Source organism: Secundilactobacillus folii, assembly GCF_009720675.1.
GTDB classification, from domain to species: domain Bacteria; phylum Bacillota; class Bacilli; order Lactobacillales; family Lactobacillaceae; genus Secundilactobacillus; species Secundilactobacillus folii.
Window position 1 is genome coordinate 168,449 of sequence record NZ_WNJO01000003.1, and the last position, 19,422, is coordinate 187,870.

Here is a 19,422-nt window from a genome sequence, read left to right on the forward strand (position 1 = left end):
GTACAGCCCCAAAAAAGAGCTCTGACACAAATGGTCAGAGCTCTTTTTAAGTTTTTACTTTAAGTTTAATTTTAAATTCTTATAATGGCCCACCATAAAGAGCGTGATAGTTGTTTGACCAAGCCGATTCGTGGCGGTCTTAGAGTGCGCAAGCAATTGGAACCCTTCGTCCTCGCCAGGTGCTAAGCCTGCTTTGCTAAATAATATTGGACTCTTACTCGTACTCTCTGAGAATGTATAACCAGCTGAAGTTGAATCCTGGATTCGCAGGACATACTTTTTAGTAATCACATTCATGTTAGTTGCGCCCCAAACGTTGTTAGTCGGAGCATTATCGTAGTTGTAGACATGTCCAGTTATTTTAATCCATGTTTGATAGCGTGAAACTTTTGGAGATACATGGAAAACATATAAGTGATACAGCTGAATTTTCCCATTTTTTACTCCGCCAGTAGAAGTGTCTCCTACGTCAAGATTACTGTTATAGAAGGTTTTATTTAATGTATATTTCTGATAGCTAATCACTTTATGACGATAGGTTTTTGTCCCATTACTTCCAAAGTAGCTAAATGAACTAGCATGAGCATTAACAGTTGAAATTGTTGTAGAGCCCAACATCAATGCAAATACTGCAAGACAAATTTTTAACCATTTTTTCATAGTGGTTCTTCCTTAAAGTTTAAAATTCACTTGAATTATAACCTAGAACCCGTTTTTCAAAGTTGTCTGGTAGCGCTCATTGAAGACTATTTAAGGAGTCTCCCACTTTCCAAAACTACAATTAATTCACTTTAATATACCCAATTCGATGATTATACCAAATTTGATTGAAATGCTGATTCGTCTGTTGAACCTGCAACTGGTCATTTACTTCATCAGTCTCAATCCCTGTCAGCTGGTCAATGATGACGTACTGCTCGCCTTGATGCAACGTGGCAATCGGTTCTGCATGTGGTTGCGTGGATCCCAGCAGCGTAGTGTCCTGTTTGACAGTATAAATCTCAGCGAGCACCCCGATTGCAGCTTTCTGTTGGAGATTATTTAACCACGCCAACTGCCCATTAAAATCAATGCCAACCCAGTCACCACGCACCTGCACACACACAAATTGCTGACCAAAGCTGACCCGGTGGTAAAGACTCGGCAACGCAACCGCAGAATCACTGTCAATCAAGTGACTAGTGACCTCAGGTTGAGTATGCAAATCGGCATAGCCCGCCGTAATTTGAACGGCACGCCCGACTTCAATGGGTTCTTCAGCAGGTGGCAAGACCCCTAACCGACTAAATAAATCCGCCCAGTCAAAATACCAGCCGGGATCTTGGTGCATTTGTAAGGACGCCGCTCGAGTTGGCGCCGGCACGTTATCATGGCCAAGAATGTGAGCCCGGTCTAGCGGAATGTGATAGCACGTGGCCCATGCTTGAATTTGAGCCACCAAAGCACTCATCATTGCTGGTGTGAAACTCTCAGGTTGCGCGACAAAGGCTTCCTGTTCAATGCCTAAGGAGCGACAATTCAAATCCCAATTACCGGCGTGCCAAGCAACATCGTGTGGCGCCACCATCTGCGTTCGTAAACCATCCGACTGGCGCAGGACTACGTGAGCACTCACCTGATGAGGTTCTTGAAAGCGAGCGATGGTCTCGCCGTAACTGAGTTCAGTCGCGTGGATAACGATGTAATGTATGTTTACATCGGCTGGCCTCTTAGCAGGCGTATAGTTCCCCTTCATTGCTGAGATCTGATTAATCATTTTGGATCCAGCGAAATTTTACCGACCAGCGTTGAAGCCGCCAATCGAGCGACATAAACGGTGATCATGGTGGCGTTAGGGTGGGCTTTTTGAATCTGCTCAACATCCAGCTTGATGCGACCCTGGTCATCCACATCGGCATAGTCAAAATGCTGCTGAGCCGTCGTTTCAGTTGTCTTCCCTTCATCTAGAGTGTAGGCGATGGTGGTAGTATGCGCGCCAAACGGGTCATCTTGATGAATCATATCAGGTGTCACCGCATAGTTGCGATCACGCATTCGAATTTGAAATGCAGTGTGCGTGTCGTTTGGAATTAATTCCACTGCCACACGGTGCGGCTGCATCAAACGTTCGTACCCAGCATAATTGGCCCCAATGATGTAAGCCAGCCGTGAATGCCAAGCTTCACTGAACTGTTCTAATCGGTACAGCCGTTTTGCGCTGTCATCGGTGGCTGCGTATGAATCATTCACGGCCACATAATCGACACCATCCAGTTTTGTGAACCCTGTCACAAGTAAGAGATGTCCCTGGGTGTCACCAGGTGCATTTTCCACGTACGGTAAATCACCATTTTCCGGATTTTTAGTATATTGCACACTCACGCCAACCGGATAGCCATCGCTGATTTGTTGCCGAAGGCCGTCCAAATCAGTGTACGCCGTATAGGCATGGTAGCCTAAGCTACCTGCTAAAGCCGTACTGAATGACCAGTTACCAAACCCGCCATAGGCCTCATCTAAGTTTCGCAACGCGGCTTCTTCCGGTAAGATATCGGCATTTTGTCGGTTAACAGCCATCGAAACCGTGGTGGGACTGCAAATTCCAGGTGCTAATTTAGGATCACGAATTTCCTGCGAATAAGCTGGCGTGGCAATTACTCGGTCAACGTCAGTGCTATGCCGGTCGACCATGAGATCACGCTTGAGCGGCTTCACACTGGCGGCCACCAATTTCAAAACGGGCGTCTGCCGTGGATCGCTGGTGTGTAAATGAACCCGCAGCTGTGCTTTAGTTGCATTCCCCTTTTTAACCTGCAGCGTATCCGTATTGATTGCTGCTAAGGTATCATCGACGTCTTGAGTCACGCTGGAGCTCAGGGCAGTGGTTGACCACAGACCCCAACTATGCCAGTTTGACCAGTAGCCATCAACATTGACCCGAGCTTCGACTTCCACTGATGTCCCAATTGGTGTCAGGGCGTTCCACGATGCCACAAGTGAATGAAACTGCGGCAGATCAAACGCTGGCGTGGTCAGACTGCCTTCGGACACGTAAGCATCGCCATGCTGCTTCAGAACCAGGGCTGTTGAATCAGCTGCGGCTACGGTTAGGTGATCGGTAAACTCGCCCAGATCGATGGCTGAGAAATCGTCGAAGACCTTTGTGTTTGGTTTTACTCTTGGTGCTAGCGCATGGGTATTGCGTTGGTAGTAAAGTGCTGCTAACCCAGCAGCTAAACCAATCATTGTCCCTAAAAGAAATTTAGATCGTTTCACTGTTTTGTCCCCACTTTGAATTTAAAGTTTACTCATTATTTACTGTTTTAGAAAAGAATTTGTACAAAGTATAACATATTGTCTGCTAACGGTGGCCACTATTTAACGCACTTAACTATTCGGGGAGTCAATTAGTATTTGGTAGCCCCTATGTGGCACACCATAACCATAATAATTTTTGCCGGCTCTCGTTGCATGTGAATGATGGCTATTGGGGAAAAAATTACAAATTCTTAACTCTTAGGATCTTTATTTGTCATCAACGTTTTCATTTTGCTGTTTGATGGCTTTACTGACTATGTTTACTCATCAATTAAAGTTCCAAAACGAGAACAATGTTACGTAACCACGATGTGACCTTTATGAAATTAGGCGGGTATCCTTAAAAATATTTCTTTGCATAGCTTAGAACCTCACCCCTTTCAGCAGTCGTCATAGTTACCACGTTGATTCAGCATCATTGGTATCAGGCTTTTGCATCTGCAGCTCATCTATCAAGAATAGCTCAGCAGTTGTAAAATTCTGTTTCTGTGTAATCGTCTTCATAAGCAATCTTTTTTTGCCTCATAACCTGGAAATATTTGGTTAACAGAACTATGATTGAATTATCAAATAATCTATTTGGGAGGCATCACATTGAACAACAAGTTATTTAGGGGAACTTTAGCTGTTGCAGTCGGTTTAACTATGCTAGGCGGAAGTGCTGTTCCTGCTAATGCTGCCAGCTGGCATAAAGGAACACCCACAGATGTTCGTGGCTGGTGGCATACTAAAGCTAAGAAATCGCACGATTATGGTTCAAAATATCATTATTACTATGAATATTTTCATATCACAAAATATAGGATCACAGATACCTATATTCAATCGGATTCCTACCCAGTTACATATCTTAAATACAGAAAAGCAAAGGATTTTCCTCGATACTATACGATACGTGGTAGGGTAAAAGGCATGGAAGGTAAATTTAGCTATGATTTTCAACGTATATCTTCTAAACATATGACACTTTGGTCTAAGACTGGACCAACTCTAGGCACTGCGTTGTATAAATTTAGTGGTAAAATTTCTAAACACGTTTACTATCCTTACCCTTAAAAACAGCTCTTCCAATATGGCATTCTTTAGATGTAATTAAATGGTATAACCACAACAAACTAAAAGTTACTGGTAACCGCCTAATAGAATATCTTTACAGATCATAATTTAATATTATTACAGCTATATGGTAGTAAAACTCGGAGGTAAATAAACATTGAAAAAATGGATCAGGACACTAATTACATTAGCGTTAGCGTTAGCCGTATTCGCTATTGTGCCAACGGTTGCCAGCGCTAAAAATTATTATTCAATGCCTAGAGGTTTTCGTGGCACTTGGTATGGCAATCACAAAATAGTTAAGGTTGGCAAGAAGGGCTATACTATATCAAAGTATGGAAATTATAGTGCTTTCCCACATTTTGCAGCTTCTCGGGTACACCATGGTTGGTGGGTTGTCGGAATCAATCACACAGACGCTGCAAGCTATCTGAAACGGACAACACAGAAGGTTCATGGCCATAACAGGGTGGTTTTAGATCATTTTATGCTTAGAATTCCTGATAAAGCACCCTATCATGTGGAAGGATTTGCTCGCTACAAGTCTATGAAAAACTACTCGATTAAGAGCACCATTTCATATTTACCATGGTACTAATGATTTTTATGGGACTCCCAGCATATATTGGCGTCCCTTTTCAACTTTATAACCTGAAAATGTTTGGTTAACAGAACTTTGATTGAATTTTCAAATAATCTATTTGGGAGAAATCATAATGATGAACAAGTTATTTAGAGGAAGCTTGGCACTTGCAGTTGGTCTAACTCTAATGGGAGGAAGTTCGGTTTACGCCAACGCCGCCAGCTGGCATAGAGGCACGCCTGCAGCATTACGTAGCAAATACAAGAGTCGTCCAAAGGGCGTACATAAAAACTACGTGCGTTTATATATTCGGAAGTATTCGGCACCCTTTTACGGGTTTCAAAATGGATTAGGATCTTCAATGCAGGGCATAGCCATGTATGCAAGCTATGAGAAATTAAGCCCCCATTTGTACAAAATTAATGGTATGGATAAAAGTAATACGGTTAATCAGACAATGAAGGTTTACAAGAAAGGGGCAAAAATTAAGTTCACATTTTTCCGATCTTTTAAGGGTCAGGCATGGTTATATAGATATTAATTATCTCTAAGTCAGAATAGTAAGGCGCTAAAAATGAATGATAACAAACATATTTGCCCCTATTGTGGCATGACATTCCCCTAAGACTCGAAATTCTGTCCCGCTTGTGGCCAAAAGATAGCTATAGCCAATTTCAGAAATTACACCAGTAATAGTCAAAATGCCTCAGACTGGCAAAATGGAAACACTAGAATGACCCGGAATGCTGATCTTTACAAAGAAGACGCGATTGAAGATAAGGGAAAAAGATATCCTTGGTTGGGACACATATTCTTCTTACCAAGCCGAAAATTTTGGCCGTTATTTTGTTTAATAATGCTAGTTGAATTCTTTCTCTTTAACAACACTGTCTGTTTCTTAATTGGTTTGGCCTTAGGCGTTTTTCGAGGTATAGCTAACAACATTAAAGACTCATAGAAAGTGCATGCACCGATGAAAAGCCATAGAAAATTTAGACTATTTCATATTTAATTTTGAACGGCTATGGCCTGATTCCTATACACACGGAATCAGACCATTTTTTCATAGAAATTCTTTTATAAATGAACTGATCAGTATAGTTTTATCTCCTTAACATCATCATAAAAGTTAAAAAGAATCCTGAGAAGTACTCTTTGCTTGAAACACATTTACCCTGAAAAGTTCGTTTGGAGCTGATGAAAAATGTCCCCCTGCCCATTGCCTCAACGACTAGGATTAATTATTCTCTCTAGTGTTTTCACGATGTTTTCCTGTCTGCTTAGAGAAAATGGCTCATTGGTACGGATATAATAGTTGATAATTTTAAGGGTAATCGTTGCAATAATATCAATGGTGAGTGGGTCTTTGGAAATATGGTATTTATTTAAATTTTCAGATACCACCTGCAGAAATTGGGCTTCAAAATCGAGACTATTTGAATGAATGCTTTCTAACGCTAGGATAGTCTTTTTTAGTTTTTGATTATCAATTATCGAACTTAGCAATCCTTGTAAGTGCAAATCGAGGTGGCCCGCCAGAATGTCTTGATTATTTTCTAGGCGGGTCTGTATGAGTTGCGCATATTGATTTAAAAATTTCTGGGTTAGATACGCAGCCAAGGCTGTTTTATTATGAAAATGATCATAAAAAGTCTTCGGGTTAATTCGCGCTTCAGCGGCAATTTGACGGACTGTTACTTTGGAAAAGCCTTCCGTCAAAGTGAGATCAATAAACGCATTTTCAATTGAACTTAATGTGCGTTGAGTTCTTAAATCCATGAATATCTCCCTCCAAGAAAAGTAAATCTTAAGCATAATATGTTACATAAGTAACTATTATGTGGTGATTACTTATTGATGTCTAGCTTAATACTACATATGATTGGCTTGTAATGAAAGTAATACATTAGCAAACTAACGTAATAGTGCACGGTTCTCAGAGATTCAAATAAAAAGGGTCTCAAAACGAACAAAAATCACCGAGAAACAGACACACTTGAAAACATGGGTGTTAGTATTCCAACTAAAAAAGTCAGAATGCTGGGCGTTACTTGACGACAATTAGCATAAAACTCGAGGAGGAAATAAAATGAAACAAGGACGAATTATGGACCAACCCGCAGATTACAAAAAATTAGGTATTAACCCAGATAAAATCGAAACCTGGGAAGACGGTCGAAGAGACAATAATCAACCTGGTCATGCTGAAATCTGGTACCTAGACTGTAGTTTTGATGATCAATCAACGCTGGTGTTAGGTTTTAGGCCAAAATCTGTTGATCATGTAGACACCACTGAAGAGAATCCTAACGTGGCCATTAATTACACTGCTCCAGATGGCACTCCACTTTACGATTACCGGCTGTACGATGCCGCGGAGACTTACACCAGTATAAAAGATGCTAACTTGAAGTGGGGACCCAGCACATTAGTCGGCAAAGACTGGCAAGAATACGATGTTCACATCGAACCCGAAGCAGATCAGGAAATTGTTATGGAAGGTAAAAAATCAGTTAAACATAAAACGGCTGTTGATCTGCATTTTGATGCCCAAGTCAAACCATTTCGACCTGGTACTGGCTATATCACTTTTGGTGAAAATGACAAATTTTACTATAATTTTATCTGCATCACCAAATTAACGGTATCTGGAAAAATCACTGTCTATGGCGAGGAGAAAAAAGTTTCCGGCTCGGCTTACTATAATCATCAGTGGTTCAACATTAGCCCAGTTAATGCTTTTCATCACTGGATCTGGGGACGGCAGAATATTGGCAAATACAATGTTTTAATTTACGACATGGTAGGTGCTGATCGATTTGGTAAGCCGGAAATTCCGTTAATGACCATTGACGATAATAACGGCCAAAGAGTCTTCGAAAATACCAGTGCCGCCAATACCCAAGTTGAGTTTTTAGAAACGTATTTACAGGAAAGCACAAATAAACAGGTTCCTAAGGAAATCCGTTATACATTTAACCAGGACGATATTAAAGTGGTATATACGATTAGCGCCCCTAAAGAGATCAATATCATTGATATTTATGGACTGGCTCCTAAAGCAGCCCAAGAACAATTTGATAAATTGAAAATGCAGCCGACCTATACCCGTTATCTAGCCTCAACTGAACTTAAAATCATTAAGCCAGGACACACTGAAACGGTTAATGGGTCAATGCTGTACGAGATGAATTTCCCAGCTAAGTCTTTATAAAGTACTATTTCTTAAGGAGAGATCACCAATGGATAAAAAATTTTCAGAGGAGTTAAACGAAGGCCTTCAAAGTGAAAAGAAACTTGATAAGCGGGATGCTCACGTTGATATGATGCGTGTTCGCATTCCAAAAAAGGACTTCAAGAAGGCTAGAAAACTGGCTGGTGAAATTTTAGAATATCAGCAGGAACACCATGAACTATATGCCTATGATCATACACAAGTTTATGTCACAGACTCGACAGATTATCCTGACGATAATGTCTGGATGTTTATTGATCAATATTCAAATAGAGAAGATTATCTTGAATCACTAGTTAATGCCGCAAAGAGTGATCCGCAAAGCACCAAAAACAGGTCGGATTTCTATGCAATGCTGACTAAGGGTCAAACACCTAAACATGAGACTTGGACCGTTTTACCCGAATTAGTGGTCGATTATAGTAACCAGCAAAAGTAAAAATACCAACTCAGCGGTGCCGCCACTAATCAGTCAAATCACAAGCCAGTAAATTTTTCTAATCTTTTTCACATTTAAGTGTTGACAGAGTGAAATACAGGGTGTAGATTAGTGTCAATCATTAAATTCAGATGAAAAGCGTTGACGAGAAACATCAACCTCGATTCAGATATAGAGAGTTGCCGGGTGGTGAAAGGCAATGATGAACGGGCGCGATGATCATCTCTGAGCTGTGTGTCAAAACGGCTAAGCCGAAGTAGAACACATTGGGTGCACCCATTATCGTGCCAAGCGTATCGCAGCAATGCCGTACGTGAGAGGTAATTTCAATTTTGAAATTATAAACTAAGGTGGTACCACGTGAAAGCGTCCTTAAATCGCAAGCAGTTTGCGATTAAGGACGCTTTTTCGTTTTCTGAATTTAAAAAATTAGACATTTAAGGTGGTGAGGGCAATTGGAAGTTAACATTAAGGACTCAGATGACGGTCAGATTAAGATTTCACACATAACAGTCTTTTCAAGCGTAAATGAAGTGCAATTTCTCATTGAACCCACCAATAACGGGCGGGTCACACATAGCTAGTTTCAGATTCTTAACACATATTGTTCCAACTGAATTTACACATAGTTTTCTCACATAGTTTTTCACATACCGTGTCAACACATAGTTACAACACATATTGTTTCATCACATAGCAACACCAATCACATATCAAACATAATTTTGGAGGCTTCGCCCATGAGTGAACAAGTATTAAGTAAACAAGCGTTATCAGACAAAGAAGCAAAATTAGCCCAGGCACTATTTGATGCCTACACCAGTCACAAACCGCTAAAAGAAGACGATTTCAAGGGTTACGTAGATACCGAAGATGCGGCTTATCGTGTTCAACGGCAACTAACGGCGGATAAGAAAGAAACAGTTGGTGGCTATAAGGTTTCTCTAACTAGCAAGCAGACGCAAGACATGTTCGATTCTGACAGCCCGCTATATGGTGCTCAAGTTAAGAGTCATTTCGTGACATCACCACATACGGTGGAAGCCAGCGACGTTATGGATCCGCTGGCCGAAGTTGAAATGATGTTTTGTGCCAAAGAGGATCTATCGGCCAACGACTCGCTAGAAGATCTATGGCATAAAACAACCGTTGCGCCGGCCGTTGAAGTACCCGACTCAAGGTTCAGTGACTGGTTCCCAAGCCTATCCAAATACATGGTGATGGCCGATGCAGCCGTTGGTGGCTACGTCGTTTACGGCGAAGGACTAGATGCCGATAAGCTATTCGAATCACCTGAGGACCTGGCAACTGTTAAATGTGAGCTCTTCCACGATGGTAAGAAACTAAAGGATGGCGCGGCAACTGAAGTACTAGGAAACCCGCTAAACTCGCTACAATGGCTAGTTAAGAAACTAGATAGTCAAGGAATGCCACTCCGCAAGGGACAACGCGTTTCAGCAGGAACCTTCCTCCTACCAGAATCACTCACTAAGGGTGATTGGAAGGCCACCTTTGACAAGGGCATGGGAGCAGTTCTCTTGCACGTTAACCGGTAACCTTATAACCCTCCTGTTGATTCATAGTCAATCATTTCATCTACTCACTAATCATACGATCCACACATGCCAAAACAGCAGCCTGATTTTCAGGGCTGCTGTTTTTGTATCTCATAAACCTTACACTTGAATCGATCGATATCACTGGAAAAAGGCAATCACGAGAAGTGCGATGGCGGCCGCAAACTGCACGAAATCAAGCCAGAAATGGGTCATGATATTTTGCCAAATATTATTGGTATAGTAGTAAATCAAGGCCAGCACCCCACCGGCAAACATGTATGGCACCATTTGAATCACCTGGCCATGGAAGTTGTTCCAGTGCATGAGGCCAAAGGCAACTGACGAAATCAGTAACATTGCTAAGGTCAACGCTGCGTGTCGACCCTTGAACTGATAGAACAAAACGTGACGAAAGACGATTTCTTCAGTAAACGGCGATAGCAACACGACGATACTGTTAAACGCGACGGCCCCCGCTGCTTGAACACTCAACAGGGCGCTTGGTTTTGTCATTGCAGCAATGTGGAGGACGTTAGCCATCACTAGGCGAACCAGCGCAATGACGCTGAATAAGACCAGTACGCCGCAGAGATTCAGTAGGGTATTTCGCAGCCAATGTTTTCGATACGCTGGCCAATCACGCCTTAAGACATCGCGATAAAGATACATGGTCATCAAGAAAACAATCAGCCCCAGGCCAACATAGATCAGTGACTGGGTCCATTTTGTCTGACCGGAATGGATCAATATCGCTATCAGTCCCATCTCAATTGGCAGCAGCAGTATCGCCACCACTGATTTGACTAGGTCGATTTTTAAAGGATACTTTGAAGTCATCACACTTTCGTCCCTTCCTGTTTTGGCCTTATTATCATACCAGTTCAGGCTTAAAATGCCTAGTCAATGGCCCTTGAAGTCCCCCCTATTACGGCGTTTTAAAGGACTAATGACTGGGTCTGTTGATAGAAACGACTTGATTGTCAAAACGGTCCGTTATTGAACGACTTGAAACCAAAAAACAGCAGCCGGGCCCAAATCGGGTCACCAGACTGCTGTCAATTGTTTAATTGTTATGCTCATTTAAAATAAATTGAGCTTGGCAATTCGCTCACAAGCTTCGGTGAACCGCGGTTCATCAATCAGTAAGCCGACGCGAACGTATCCTTCACCGCTCTTGCCAAAACCAACTCCAGGTGCTACCGCAACGGCAGCCTTATCCAGCAACAAATCTGCAAACTGCTCACTGGTATACCCCTTTGGTACCGGCATCCAGGCATAGAACGCCCCACCAGATGGATAAGGTTCCCAACCGATCTTTCGGGCGGCAGCGTAAAATTGATCACGTCGCTTTTGATACAGTGCTACCAGTGATCTGACTGTTGACTGGTCACTCTCCAAAGCAGTGATTGAGGCCTCCTGGATAGCTGGGAAGACCGAAACAAACAGGTGGTCTTGAATCAAGTTGATTGCTTCAATCATATCAGCATTACCAACTGCGAAACCAATGCGCCAGCCAGCCATGTTGTAGGATTTTGACATCGTGTAAAATTCAATTCCGACGTCCTTGGCGCCAGGAGTTTGTAAGAAGCTGACCGGGCGCTTGCCATCAAAACCAATTGCGCCATAGGCAAAGTCCTGCACAACACCAATCTGATGTTCGTTTGCAAACTTAACGGTTTGTTCGTAAAATTCCGGCGTTGCAACTGCTCCAGTTGGATTGTTTGGGTAGTTCAGATACATGAGCTTCGCCTGGTCGACCACTTGCGGATCTAAGTCGTCATAGTCAGGTAAAAAGTGGTTTTCAGCTTTCAACGACATTAATCGTAATTTAACCTGAGCCAGTGCGACACCCGATAAATAATCGGGATACCCGGGATCAGGTAACAGCATGGTGTCACCTGGGTTCAGTAACGCAAAGGGTAACTCCACCAACCCAATTTTCGAGCCGCCTAAGATTGCGACTTCTTTTTCAGGATCCAATTTAACGCCGTATTCACGCGCGTAAAAATCAGCAACGGCCTGCTTTAGACGTGGCATCCCCCTAAATTGAGAATACTTATGATTCTCTGGATCAGCCGTCGCTTTTTGCATTGCCTGAACAATGTAGTCGGGTGTTGGCTGATCAGGGTTACCCTGCCCCAAGTTGATAACATCCGCGCCGCTAGCAATCTTAGCGTTCACCTTGGCAACCAAGGTTGCAAAAAACTGTTTTGGTAAGTGCTGTAAAACATTCGATTCGTCAAACTTCAAGCTGTCTTCCTCCTTGAACATCGATGTGTCAGAAATAGTTGCCTAAGCAACTTCGCCACATTAATATGTAAGTCTTATTAGAATTCAATTAAAACACAATTTGAACGGCAATTCAAACTGAGGCCTTAACTAGACCATTACATAGTTGTCCAAGTGTCAGATAGTGATAATATTTATTGATAACCTGAATATTAATCAAATCAACAATAACCTTTAAAATGCAATTATTTACCATAGAAACGGTATTTATAAAATACACTGTATCATTCACTCGTGAATGAATAGTCAATGCTATTTTTGAACTGGATTTAAAATTAAGACTATACATTCGCTGATAATACTGTTATCATATTCTCATAATCACATGTTAGATTTCGTAACATGACACATGAGGGGGATCAGTTATATGAAACGCAAGTTTGCTTCATTGTTTGCCGGTTTTGTCATGCTGGCAGCTATGGTTTTTGCCCTGAGCGCTGGTATCACGCCAGCCAAGGCTGAAACGACTTACCAAATTGGAACGGACGTCACGTTCCCGCCATTTGAATTTGCCAACAAACATGATAAATATGTCGGCATTGATATTGAACTTTTGAAGGCGATTGCTAAGGATCAGGGCTTCAAGGTCAATATTAAGCCAACCAGTTTTAACGGTGCTGTCCAAGCCGTTCAGTCTGGCCAGTTGGACGGGATGATTGCCGGCATGTCAATTACTAAGGAACGGGAAGCAACTTTTGATTTCTCTAAACCCTACTTCACGTCCGGAGTCGTTATGGCAGTCACACCCAATTCAAAAACCACGAGTCTTAAGGATTTAAGGGGCAAAAAAGTGGCTGTAAAAACCGGGACATCAGGAGCCGACTACGCAAAGTCGATTCAGAAAAAGTATGGCTTCCACATCGTCACCTTTGATGAATCCAATGATATGTACCAAGATGTTATCACTGGGAATTCGGCCGCTTGTTTCGAAGATTCTCCTGTGATGCGGTACGCGGTCAGACAAGGAACCAAACTAAAGATCGTGACCAAGCCGGTGGAAAATGGCCCCTATGGCTTTGCCGTCAAAAAAGGGCACAACCAAAAACTTCTGCGGATGTTCAATAAGGGACTAGCTGATATGAAAGCAAACGGTGAATACGCTCGCATTACGAGAAAATACCTCGGCGCGAAAGGCAGTTCAGATACTTCTTCCGACCGGACATTTTGGGGACTGATCAAACAAAACCGCTCAGCCTTGCTTGGTGGGTTTGAAGAAACCGTTTGGCTGACAATTGTTGCGATCTTCTTCGCCACTGTATTTGGCGTGATCGTTGGTTTACTGGGTGTGGTACCAAATAAGTTTTTCAACGGCCTTTCAACCACGTTAATTTACATCTTCCGTGGCCTGCCTCTGCTGGTCTTGGCCCTGTTCATCTACACTGGTATTCCAAGTTTAACGAACCAAAAAATCCCTGCCTTTGTTGCGGGCACCATCACTTTGATGTTTAATGAAGGAGCGTACATTGCCGCGTTTGTTAAGGGCGGCATCAACGCGGTGAACATCGGTCAAATGGAAGCTGCTCGAAGTCTAGGGCTGCCATTTGGGAAAGCCATGCGACGGGTCATCCTACCACAGGGGATTCGAATTATGATTCCATCGTTTATTAATCAATTCATCATCACCCTTAAAGATACGTCGATTCTGTCGATCATCGGCATTCTTGAACTGACCCAAACCGGGAAGATCATCATCGCCAGAAATCTGGAAGGGTTCAAAGTCTGGACGATCATTGCCGTCATTTACCTCGTGGTCATTACGTTGCTGACATGGTTGTCTAATTGGGTTCAAAGGAGGGTTCGGCTGTGACAGCAAAAGTTAAAGTAACCAATTTAGTGAAAACGTTTGGCAATAATGAGGTGCTGAAAGGCATTAATCTGGAGGTTCAAAATAATGAAGTGGTCGTGGTGATTGGGCCTTCTGGTTCCGGCAAAAGTACCCTGCTGCGGACGCTGAACAAGTTGGAAGCACCAACTAGTGGTGATATTATCATTGATGGGATGAATATTGCCGATCCAAAAACCGATATTAACAAAGTTCGCGAAAATATTGGGATGGTGTTTCAGCATTTCAACTTATTTAATAACCTATCGGTGAGTGAAAACATTATGCTGGCGCCGGTGGAACTGAAAAAAGAGGATAAGCAGGCGGCCGCGGAGCATGCAAAACGTCTGTTAAAAACGGTTGGGCTCGAATCGAAATTTGACGCGACTGTGCAGTCCCTGTCAGGGGGGCAACAACAACGGGTAGCTATTGCCAGAGCGTTAGCAATGGATCCGGATGTGATGTTATTTGATGAGCCAACGTCGGCGCTAGATCCAGAGATGGTTGGTGATGTGCTGGCGGTTATGAAGAACTTGGCAAAGCAGGGAATGACGATGATCGTTGTGACCCATGAAATGGGCTTTGCAAAGGAAGTGGCGGATCGCGTGGTGTTTGTGGATGACGGCAATATCCAGGAACAGGGAACGCCGGATGAGATGTTCAATCATCCGAAGAATCCGAGGCTGCAGGATTTTCTGGATAAGGTGCTAAATGTCTAGAGCGCGAAACAAGGCGGGTTTGAGGCCGGCGTGTAAGGGGACTCTGGCAGAATTGACGGTGGTCTATGCCGGCAATTTTGCCAGAGTCCCCTTACACATAGGTCTCGGCCTTGTGCAGCGCATTTCAGCTACAGAGATTTAAGATAACCAACTAGCGGGTAGATTCGTCAACAAATCTACCCGCTAGTTTTCCGTTTCCAACATGCCGAATGCTTGTTGTCCCAGCCGAATCCGGCTATACTAAAGAAAATTTTAAGCGCTTTTATTCCGCTAAACTTAATTTACAAACCAACCAACGGAGGCTACTGCCATGAAAGAGACCGAAAAGTTACAAGTCGTCCAGTCGTTGATCAATATACAATCAGTTAATGGCAGCGAAACACCAGTTGCCGATTATTTAATTCGGCTATTAGGCAATCATGGTATCAAAGCACAACGAATCGAAGAATTTCCGGGTCGCTTTGGTTTTGTCGCTGAAATTGGTGATGGTCAGCACCCTAAATTAGGGTTAAGTGGTCATCTGGATACCGTCGCGCCTGGTAAGCTCGACAGCTGGACGTCACCCCCGTTTGAAGCCACCATTCGTAACCGCAGAATTTTCGGTCGTGGCGCTGCCGACATGAAGGGTGGCCTAGCTGCAATGGTGATCACGATGATTGAACTGTCTGAACAGCAGCTACCGGTCCACGGTACTCTCCGGTTAATGGCCACTGTCTCGGAAGAATTAACGGAATCCGGTGCTCACTTTCTGGCGGAACACGGTTACGGTGATGATTTAGACGCCTTTATTTTTGGGGAACCGACTGGTGTTGCTCTCAACGACATTGATGCCTACTTTAACAGTGGCGGCGCTAAGATTGACCCACAACAACTGGTTGACGTTCAAAATCGGATCTTAGACAGTCAGGCTCCTGAACAGCATTTTCTCGTCACCGCTCACAAAGGGTGGATGACTTATACGGTTTCCGCCCAAGGTAAGTCTGCCCACAGTTCAATGCCGAAAATGGGAGTTAACGCGATCGATGCCTTAGTGAGCTACTACGTTGCTGAACAGGAACTTTATGATAACCTACATGAAATCGATTCTCAGCTGGGAGCCACCGTCTATTCACCAGATATTATTCAGGGTGGCCACCAGGTTAATAGCGTGCCAGACACTGCTTTCGAGCAGGTAAAAGTCCGTACAATTCCGGAACTGCCAAATGATGATCTGATTATGCGTCTGCAACAGCTGATTGACGAACTGAACCTGAATTCCGGCGTTGACCTTACCCTAACAGTTAACCAAAGTGAGCCACCGGTTATTAATCCCGGGCGAACCAACATTGTGACAGAGCTCCAGTTGGCCGCAGCCAAAAACCTTTCTGAACCTTGTACACTCCCCATTATCGGTGTTTCACTTGGGACCGACGCTTCGGAATTTCGGCGTTTCAATCCCACAGCGGATATGATTATCTTAGGTCCGGGAAATACCAGTGCACATCAAGCTGATGAATACCTAGAAATGAGTTCTTATTTTGACTTCATCCACCTTTACGAACAGGCCGCAAATGCATTTTTAAGTGACCCGAACAACCACAGCAGTTGATCTAAAAAAACCTAGCAGCACAACCATTGGGATGTGCTACTAGGCTTTTTAACGTGGTTTTCACTATGGCACTTATTTCGATGCCGCAACAGTTTCAGGATGGTCTAAAATTTCAACATTAGTGTCGATTACACCAGTATTCGTCTTGAGAGTGATCAACCCCAACTTGCTTAAATCGAGCTTGGGTGCCTCATCGATGAAGTAATTATCGGCGTAACTCTTGATTAGCACCTTACCCATTGGGCTATCAAGTGCTTCATCAAAAATCGAGTCGTCGACGCTTTCCTGATCAACAACTAAGAACCGGAAACTGACGTCCAGTGAGCAAACCCCTACCTTGGAGTATGCACCAACACCATCATCGAAATCTAAGATCAACTGATCACTGTCTGTAGTCATATGCTTCTTAAGCCGTTCGATGACTTCATTGCTCATTTTAAGTGTGGTCATTTTAATTACCTCCAATTTCATTTACAAGTCACATTGTGCCACTAATTTGTTAAATACACAAATAGATTGCACACAATCTTTTTAGATTTAAACGCTTCAACTACGCTATAATCAAAGAAAAGACTTTCGGGAGGCATCACATTGAAATTTTCTGTTCTGGGCCCGGCTGGTACGTTTGCCGATGCCGCCGCTCACGCTTATCTCTTAGCCCATCCCATTAACAACGTTGAAATTGATTATCACGCGACCTTTGACCAAGTTTACCAGGCCGTTGAACCTGATGGCATCGGTCTGCTGCCATTAGAGAATCAACTGGACGGTTTCGTTTTGGCAACCCTGCAACGACTCCAAGTCGCGGACGTGACTGAAATTGGCGAAGTTACCGTTCCCGTTAACTTCGGCCTAGCTGGTAGGGTCAACCGATTAGCTGATATCAAACGTATTTTTGTGCAGTTTAAGACTGAAGGACAATGTCAAAAACTGCTTTCTCAGTTGCCAGACGCTCAGATCATCACGACTTCCAGCAACATGATTTCGGTCTCAAAGTTACGGCACGGTGTTGATGGCGATGCCGCCATCATCCCTCAATCACAGCTGGCAGTCCAAGCGTTTCCCTTTAAGCTCGACAACGTCGCTGATCAAGACAATAACGCCACCCGGTTTATTGTCTTCAAAAAACAACCGGCCACGCTGACGATGCCAGCCCGACCGGTTGAAGATGCTACTGCTATGTTTAAGTTTCCGTTGTTCGTCACGCCACCAACTGAGGAACCAGGCGTGCTGCACCAGATCCTGACCTATCCCACGGATGCACACCTGAATCTGGTGACCATTATGTCATTGCCGACGCGCCAGAAAATCGGCATTTACTCGTTTTACATTGAAATCTCTGGCACTTTTGCGCAACGTCAGGTACTGTTTGAAACGCTGAACCAGATGGCGCAAGTCTATACCTTGCATCCGCTAGGCTTCTATGCCGTTTGAGCATTAGTTGTCGTAGTGGTCTTAGCTTTTGATTGATTTGCAATTTTAGCCTTTTCAGCTTCACGTGCCTTCTTCTGGTTAGCGCGGTGATATTCGGCCAAATGAACAAGGTTAGTCAAGAAGATATGTGTCTTCGCTTCGTAGTTGTGCTCACGGCCAAGCTGAGCTATGTAGCCGTTAATGTAATCAACTTCAGTCGGGCGGTCATGGATCATATCCTGATACATTGAAGGATAGTGAAGCGGCATATCGATTCGGGTATTAATATCCAAGGCGTGCATCTCTTCGTCACGCGTTGAAACTAAGGTGATCCCAGCACGCTCGCAAATATCATAGGCTTCATCGATCAGTTGACGACCGAGGTCGTAGGCCTTTGGAAAGTTACCGAATTCGCCCATTTGAATTTCAAATAGTGTACACAGGGTATTAATAACTGAATTAAAGATTACCTTTGTCATGAGGGTACCGCGGAAGTTCGTGGTCAACGTTGGGTTCATGTTGGCCTTCTTAAGTTCATCGAAAAGCTGGTGAGTCATTTCATCGGGCTTTTCAGTGAGGTTTGCCATGTTCATTTTACCAGCACCTGCTTTACCCATGAAATCAACGTCGCCAGGGCCGTTCAAAACGGTGGCAATCAACGCGGTACCAGCAATGATTTTATCATCGGCAAAGTATTGCTGCAGCTTCTCAATGTGGCCCATCCCGTTCATACAGGTAAATGCATATTGACGGTCATTGAAAAAGTGTTCGCAGCGTTTAAGAAAACCAGCCAACTGCATTTGCTTTGTGAAGAAGATCAAAATATCCGGGTCACCCTTATAGGATTCTGGCGTCTCAAGCTTGATCGGTGTTAAATGTCGATCTTGATGGTCACGTGATACGTAGACCCCGCCCTGTTCGCGGATCTTGTCAATGTGTGGCTGCCAAGTATCGATAAACGTAACGTCATTACCAGCTTCCTGAAGAAGAATCCCATATCGTAGACCCATTGCTCCTGCACCAATCATTGCAAATTTCATTAAAATCACACTCCATAATATTATTATTTGATGAGAAAAAGCGCCCCTGAACAAGTTCATCACTTGATCAAGGGCGCTTGATGCGCTGTACCACCTTAATTCGCAATCGCCTTCACAGACGTTGCCTTTCGCGTACGGTCCCGGGACGATACGCTAGTCCAGTAAGGCGGACACACCGTGAACACTCAACAATCGCATTCACTGCTCGAAGGTTACTTTCACTGCTGGCCTAGCCACCCTTTCACACTCAACAGGGCTCACTTGGGATCCGCCAACGGCTACTCTCCTTGTCGTTGCATTTGCTTTTCTCATCATTTGTTAATGTGGTTTTAATATAAACCCGGTTTACAGATCCGTCAAGCCTTTTTTGTGACTTTTTTTA

At 43.5% G+C, this 19,422-nt stretch carries 18 protein-coding genes and 1 other annotated feature; of the genes, 10 read left to right on the forward strand and 8 right to left on the reverse strand.

Annotation, left to right across the window (positions count from 1 at the left end; translation table 11 throughout):
• Window positions 1-54: 54 nt before the first annotated feature.
• From GM612_RS03800 to GM612_RS12615, 3 genes are all read right to left on the reverse strand, one after another.
• Window positions 55-660: a hypothetical protein gene (locus GM612_RS03800; RefSeq protein WP_155431058.1), complete on the reverse strand. Its 606-nt coding sequence runs from the start codon at window positions 658-660 to the stop codon at window positions 55-57.
• A gap of 121 nt (window positions 661-781) precedes the next feature.
• Window positions 782-1,756, reverse strand: coding sequence for an N-acetylmuramoyl-L-alanine amidase (locus tag GM612_RS03805; RefSeq protein WP_155431059.1), 975 nt, complete (start codon window positions 1,754-1,756; stop codon window positions 782-784).
• Window positions 1,753-3,255: a C39 family peptidase gene (locus GM612_RS12615; protein ID WP_216644506.1), complete on the reverse strand. Its 1,503-nt coding sequence runs from the start codon at window positions 3,253-3,255 to the stop codon at window positions 1,753-1,755. The genes GM612_RS03805 and GM612_RS12615 overlap by 4 nt, the downstream gene beginning before the upstream one ends.
• 636 nt (window positions 3,256-3,891) lie before the next feature.
• On the opposite strand from GM612_RS12615, the gene GM612_RS03815 reads away from it, so the two are divergent.
• The 3 genes from GM612_RS03815 (at window position 3,892) to GM612_RS03825 (ending at window position 5,477) form a co-directional block, all read left to right on the forward strand.
• The gene (locus tag GM612_RS03815; protein ID WP_155431060.1) at window positions 3,892-4,353 is read left to right on the forward strand and encodes a hypothetical protein; all 462 of its coding nucleotides are present in this window, start codon (window positions 3,892-3,894) and stop codon (window positions 4,351-4,353) included.
• A gap of 157 nt (window positions 4,354-4,510) precedes the next feature.
• Entirely contained in the window at window positions 4,511-4,951 is a 441-nt protein-coding gene (locus GM612_RS03820) for a hypothetical protein (protein WP_155431061.1), read from the forward strand.
• A gap of 118 nt (window positions 4,952-5,069) precedes the next feature.
• The gene (locus tag GM612_RS03825; RefSeq protein ID WP_155431062.1) at window positions 5,070-5,477 is read left to right on the forward strand and encodes a hypothetical protein; all 408 of its coding nucleotides are present in this window, start codon (window positions 5,070-5,072) and stop codon (window positions 5,475-5,477) included.
• 683 nt (window positions 5,478-6,160) lie between these two features.
• On the opposite strand, the gene GM612_RS03830 is transcribed toward GM612_RS03825, so the two are convergent.
• A complete protein-coding gene (locus tag GM612_RS03830; protein WP_173021215.1) occupies window positions 6,161-6,715 on the reverse strand; it encodes a TetR/AcrR family transcriptional regulator in 555 nt (184 codons plus the stop codon).
• 310 nt (window positions 6,716-7,025) lie between these two features.
• Here GM612_RS03830 and GM612_RS03835 point away from each other — a divergent pair, with 310 nt between their 5' ends.
• The 3 genes from GM612_RS03835 to GM612_RS03845 all read left to right on the forward strand — a co-directional run bounded on the left by GM612_RS03835 (window position 7,026) and on the right by GM612_RS03845 (window position 10,166).
• Window positions 7,026-8,150 carry a lipocalin-like domain-containing protein gene (locus GM612_RS03835; protein WP_155431064.1) on the forward strand — a complete coding sequence of 375 codons (1,125 nt, stop codon included), beginning with the start codon at window positions 7,026-7,028 and terminating at the stop codon, window positions 8,148-8,150.
• 28 nt (window positions 8,151-8,178) lie between these two features.
• Window positions 8,179-8,610 (forward strand): hypothetical protein, encoded by a 432-nt coding sequence (locus tag GM612_RS03840; protein WP_155431065.1) that lies wholly within the window; start codon window positions 8,179-8,181, stop codon window positions 8,608-8,610.
• A gap of 132 nt (window positions 8,611-8,742) precedes the next feature.
• Window positions 8,743-8,987 (forward strand) — a binding site (T-box leader).
• A gap of 363 nt (window positions 8,988-9,350) precedes the next feature.
• Window positions 9,351-10,166, forward strand: a complete 816-nt coding sequence (locus GM612_RS03845; RefSeq protein ID WP_155431066.1) for a 2-keto-4-pentenoate hydratase — start codon at window positions 9,351-9,353, stop codon at window positions 10,164-10,166.
• Between the two features lie 141 nt (window positions 10,167-10,307).
• Here the strand turns inward: GM612_RS03845 and GM612_RS03850 are convergent, their stop codons facing one another.
• Both GM612_RS03850 and GM612_RS03855 read right to left on the reverse strand, forming a co-directional pair.
• Window positions 10,308-11,006, reverse strand: coding sequence for a CPBP family intramembrane glutamic endopeptidase (locus GM612_RS03850; protein WP_246147548.1), 699 nt, complete (start codon window positions 11,004-11,006; stop codon window positions 10,308-10,310).
• A 243-nt stretch (window positions 11,007-11,249) separates the two neighbouring features.
• A complete protein-coding gene (locus GM612_RS03855; protein ID WP_155431068.1) occupies window positions 11,250-12,419 on the reverse strand; it encodes a pyridoxal phosphate-dependent aminotransferase in 1,170 nt (389 codons plus the stop codon).
• A 406-nt stretch (window positions 12,420-12,825) separates the two neighbouring features.
• Here GM612_RS03855 and GM612_RS03860 point away from each other — a divergent pair, with 406 nt between their 5' ends.
• The 3 genes from GM612_RS03860 to GM612_RS03870 all read left to right on the forward strand — a co-directional run bounded on the left by GM612_RS03860 (window position 12,826) and on the right by GM612_RS03870 (window position 16,587).
• On the forward strand, window positions 12,826-14,265 hold the full coding sequence (locus tag GM612_RS03860) for an amino acid ABC transporter substrate-binding protein/permease (protein ID WP_155431069.1): 1,440 nt from the start codon (window positions 12,826-12,828) through the stop codon (window positions 14,263-14,265).
• On the forward strand, window positions 14,262-14,999 hold the full coding sequence (locus GM612_RS03865) for an amino acid ABC transporter ATP-binding protein (protein WP_343031786.1): 738 nt from the start codon (window positions 14,262-14,264) through the stop codon (window positions 14,997-14,999). Before GM612_RS03860 ends, GM612_RS03865 begins: the two co-directional genes overlap by 4 nt.
• 310 nt (window positions 15,000-15,309) lie before the next feature.
• Window positions 15,310-16,587: a M20/M25/M40 family metallo-hydrolase gene (locus GM612_RS03870; RefSeq protein WP_155431071.1), complete on the forward strand. Its 1,278-nt coding sequence runs from the start codon at window positions 15,310-15,312 to the stop codon at window positions 16,585-16,587.
• Between the two features lie 72 nt (window positions 16,588-16,659).
• Here GM612_RS03870 and GM612_RS03875 read toward each other — a convergent pair whose 3' ends face one another.
• A complete protein-coding gene (locus tag GM612_RS03875; RefSeq protein ID WP_173021216.1) occupies window positions 16,660-17,037 on the reverse strand; it encodes an iron-sulfur cluster biosynthesis family protein in 378 nt (125 codons plus the stop codon).
• A 141-nt stretch (window positions 17,038-17,178) separates the two neighbouring features.
• Here GM612_RS03875 and GM612_RS03880 point away from each other — a divergent pair, with 141 nt between their 5' ends.
• Window positions 17,179-18,021, forward strand: a complete 843-nt coding sequence (locus tag GM612_RS03880; protein ID WP_155431073.1) for a prephenate dehydratase domain-containing protein — start codon at window positions 17,179-17,181, stop codon at window positions 18,019-18,021.
• On the opposite strand, the gene GM612_RS03885 is transcribed toward GM612_RS03880, so the two are convergent.
• Complete coding sequence (locus tag GM612_RS03885) at window positions 18,009-19,040, reverse strand: ketopantoate reductase family protein (protein WP_155431074.1); 1,032 nt, start codon at window positions 19,038-19,040, stop codon at window positions 18,009-18,011. The two genes, GM612_RS03880 and GM612_RS03885, sit on opposite strands and share 13 nt — an antisense overlap.
• Window positions 19,041-19,422: the final 382 nt, after the last annotated feature.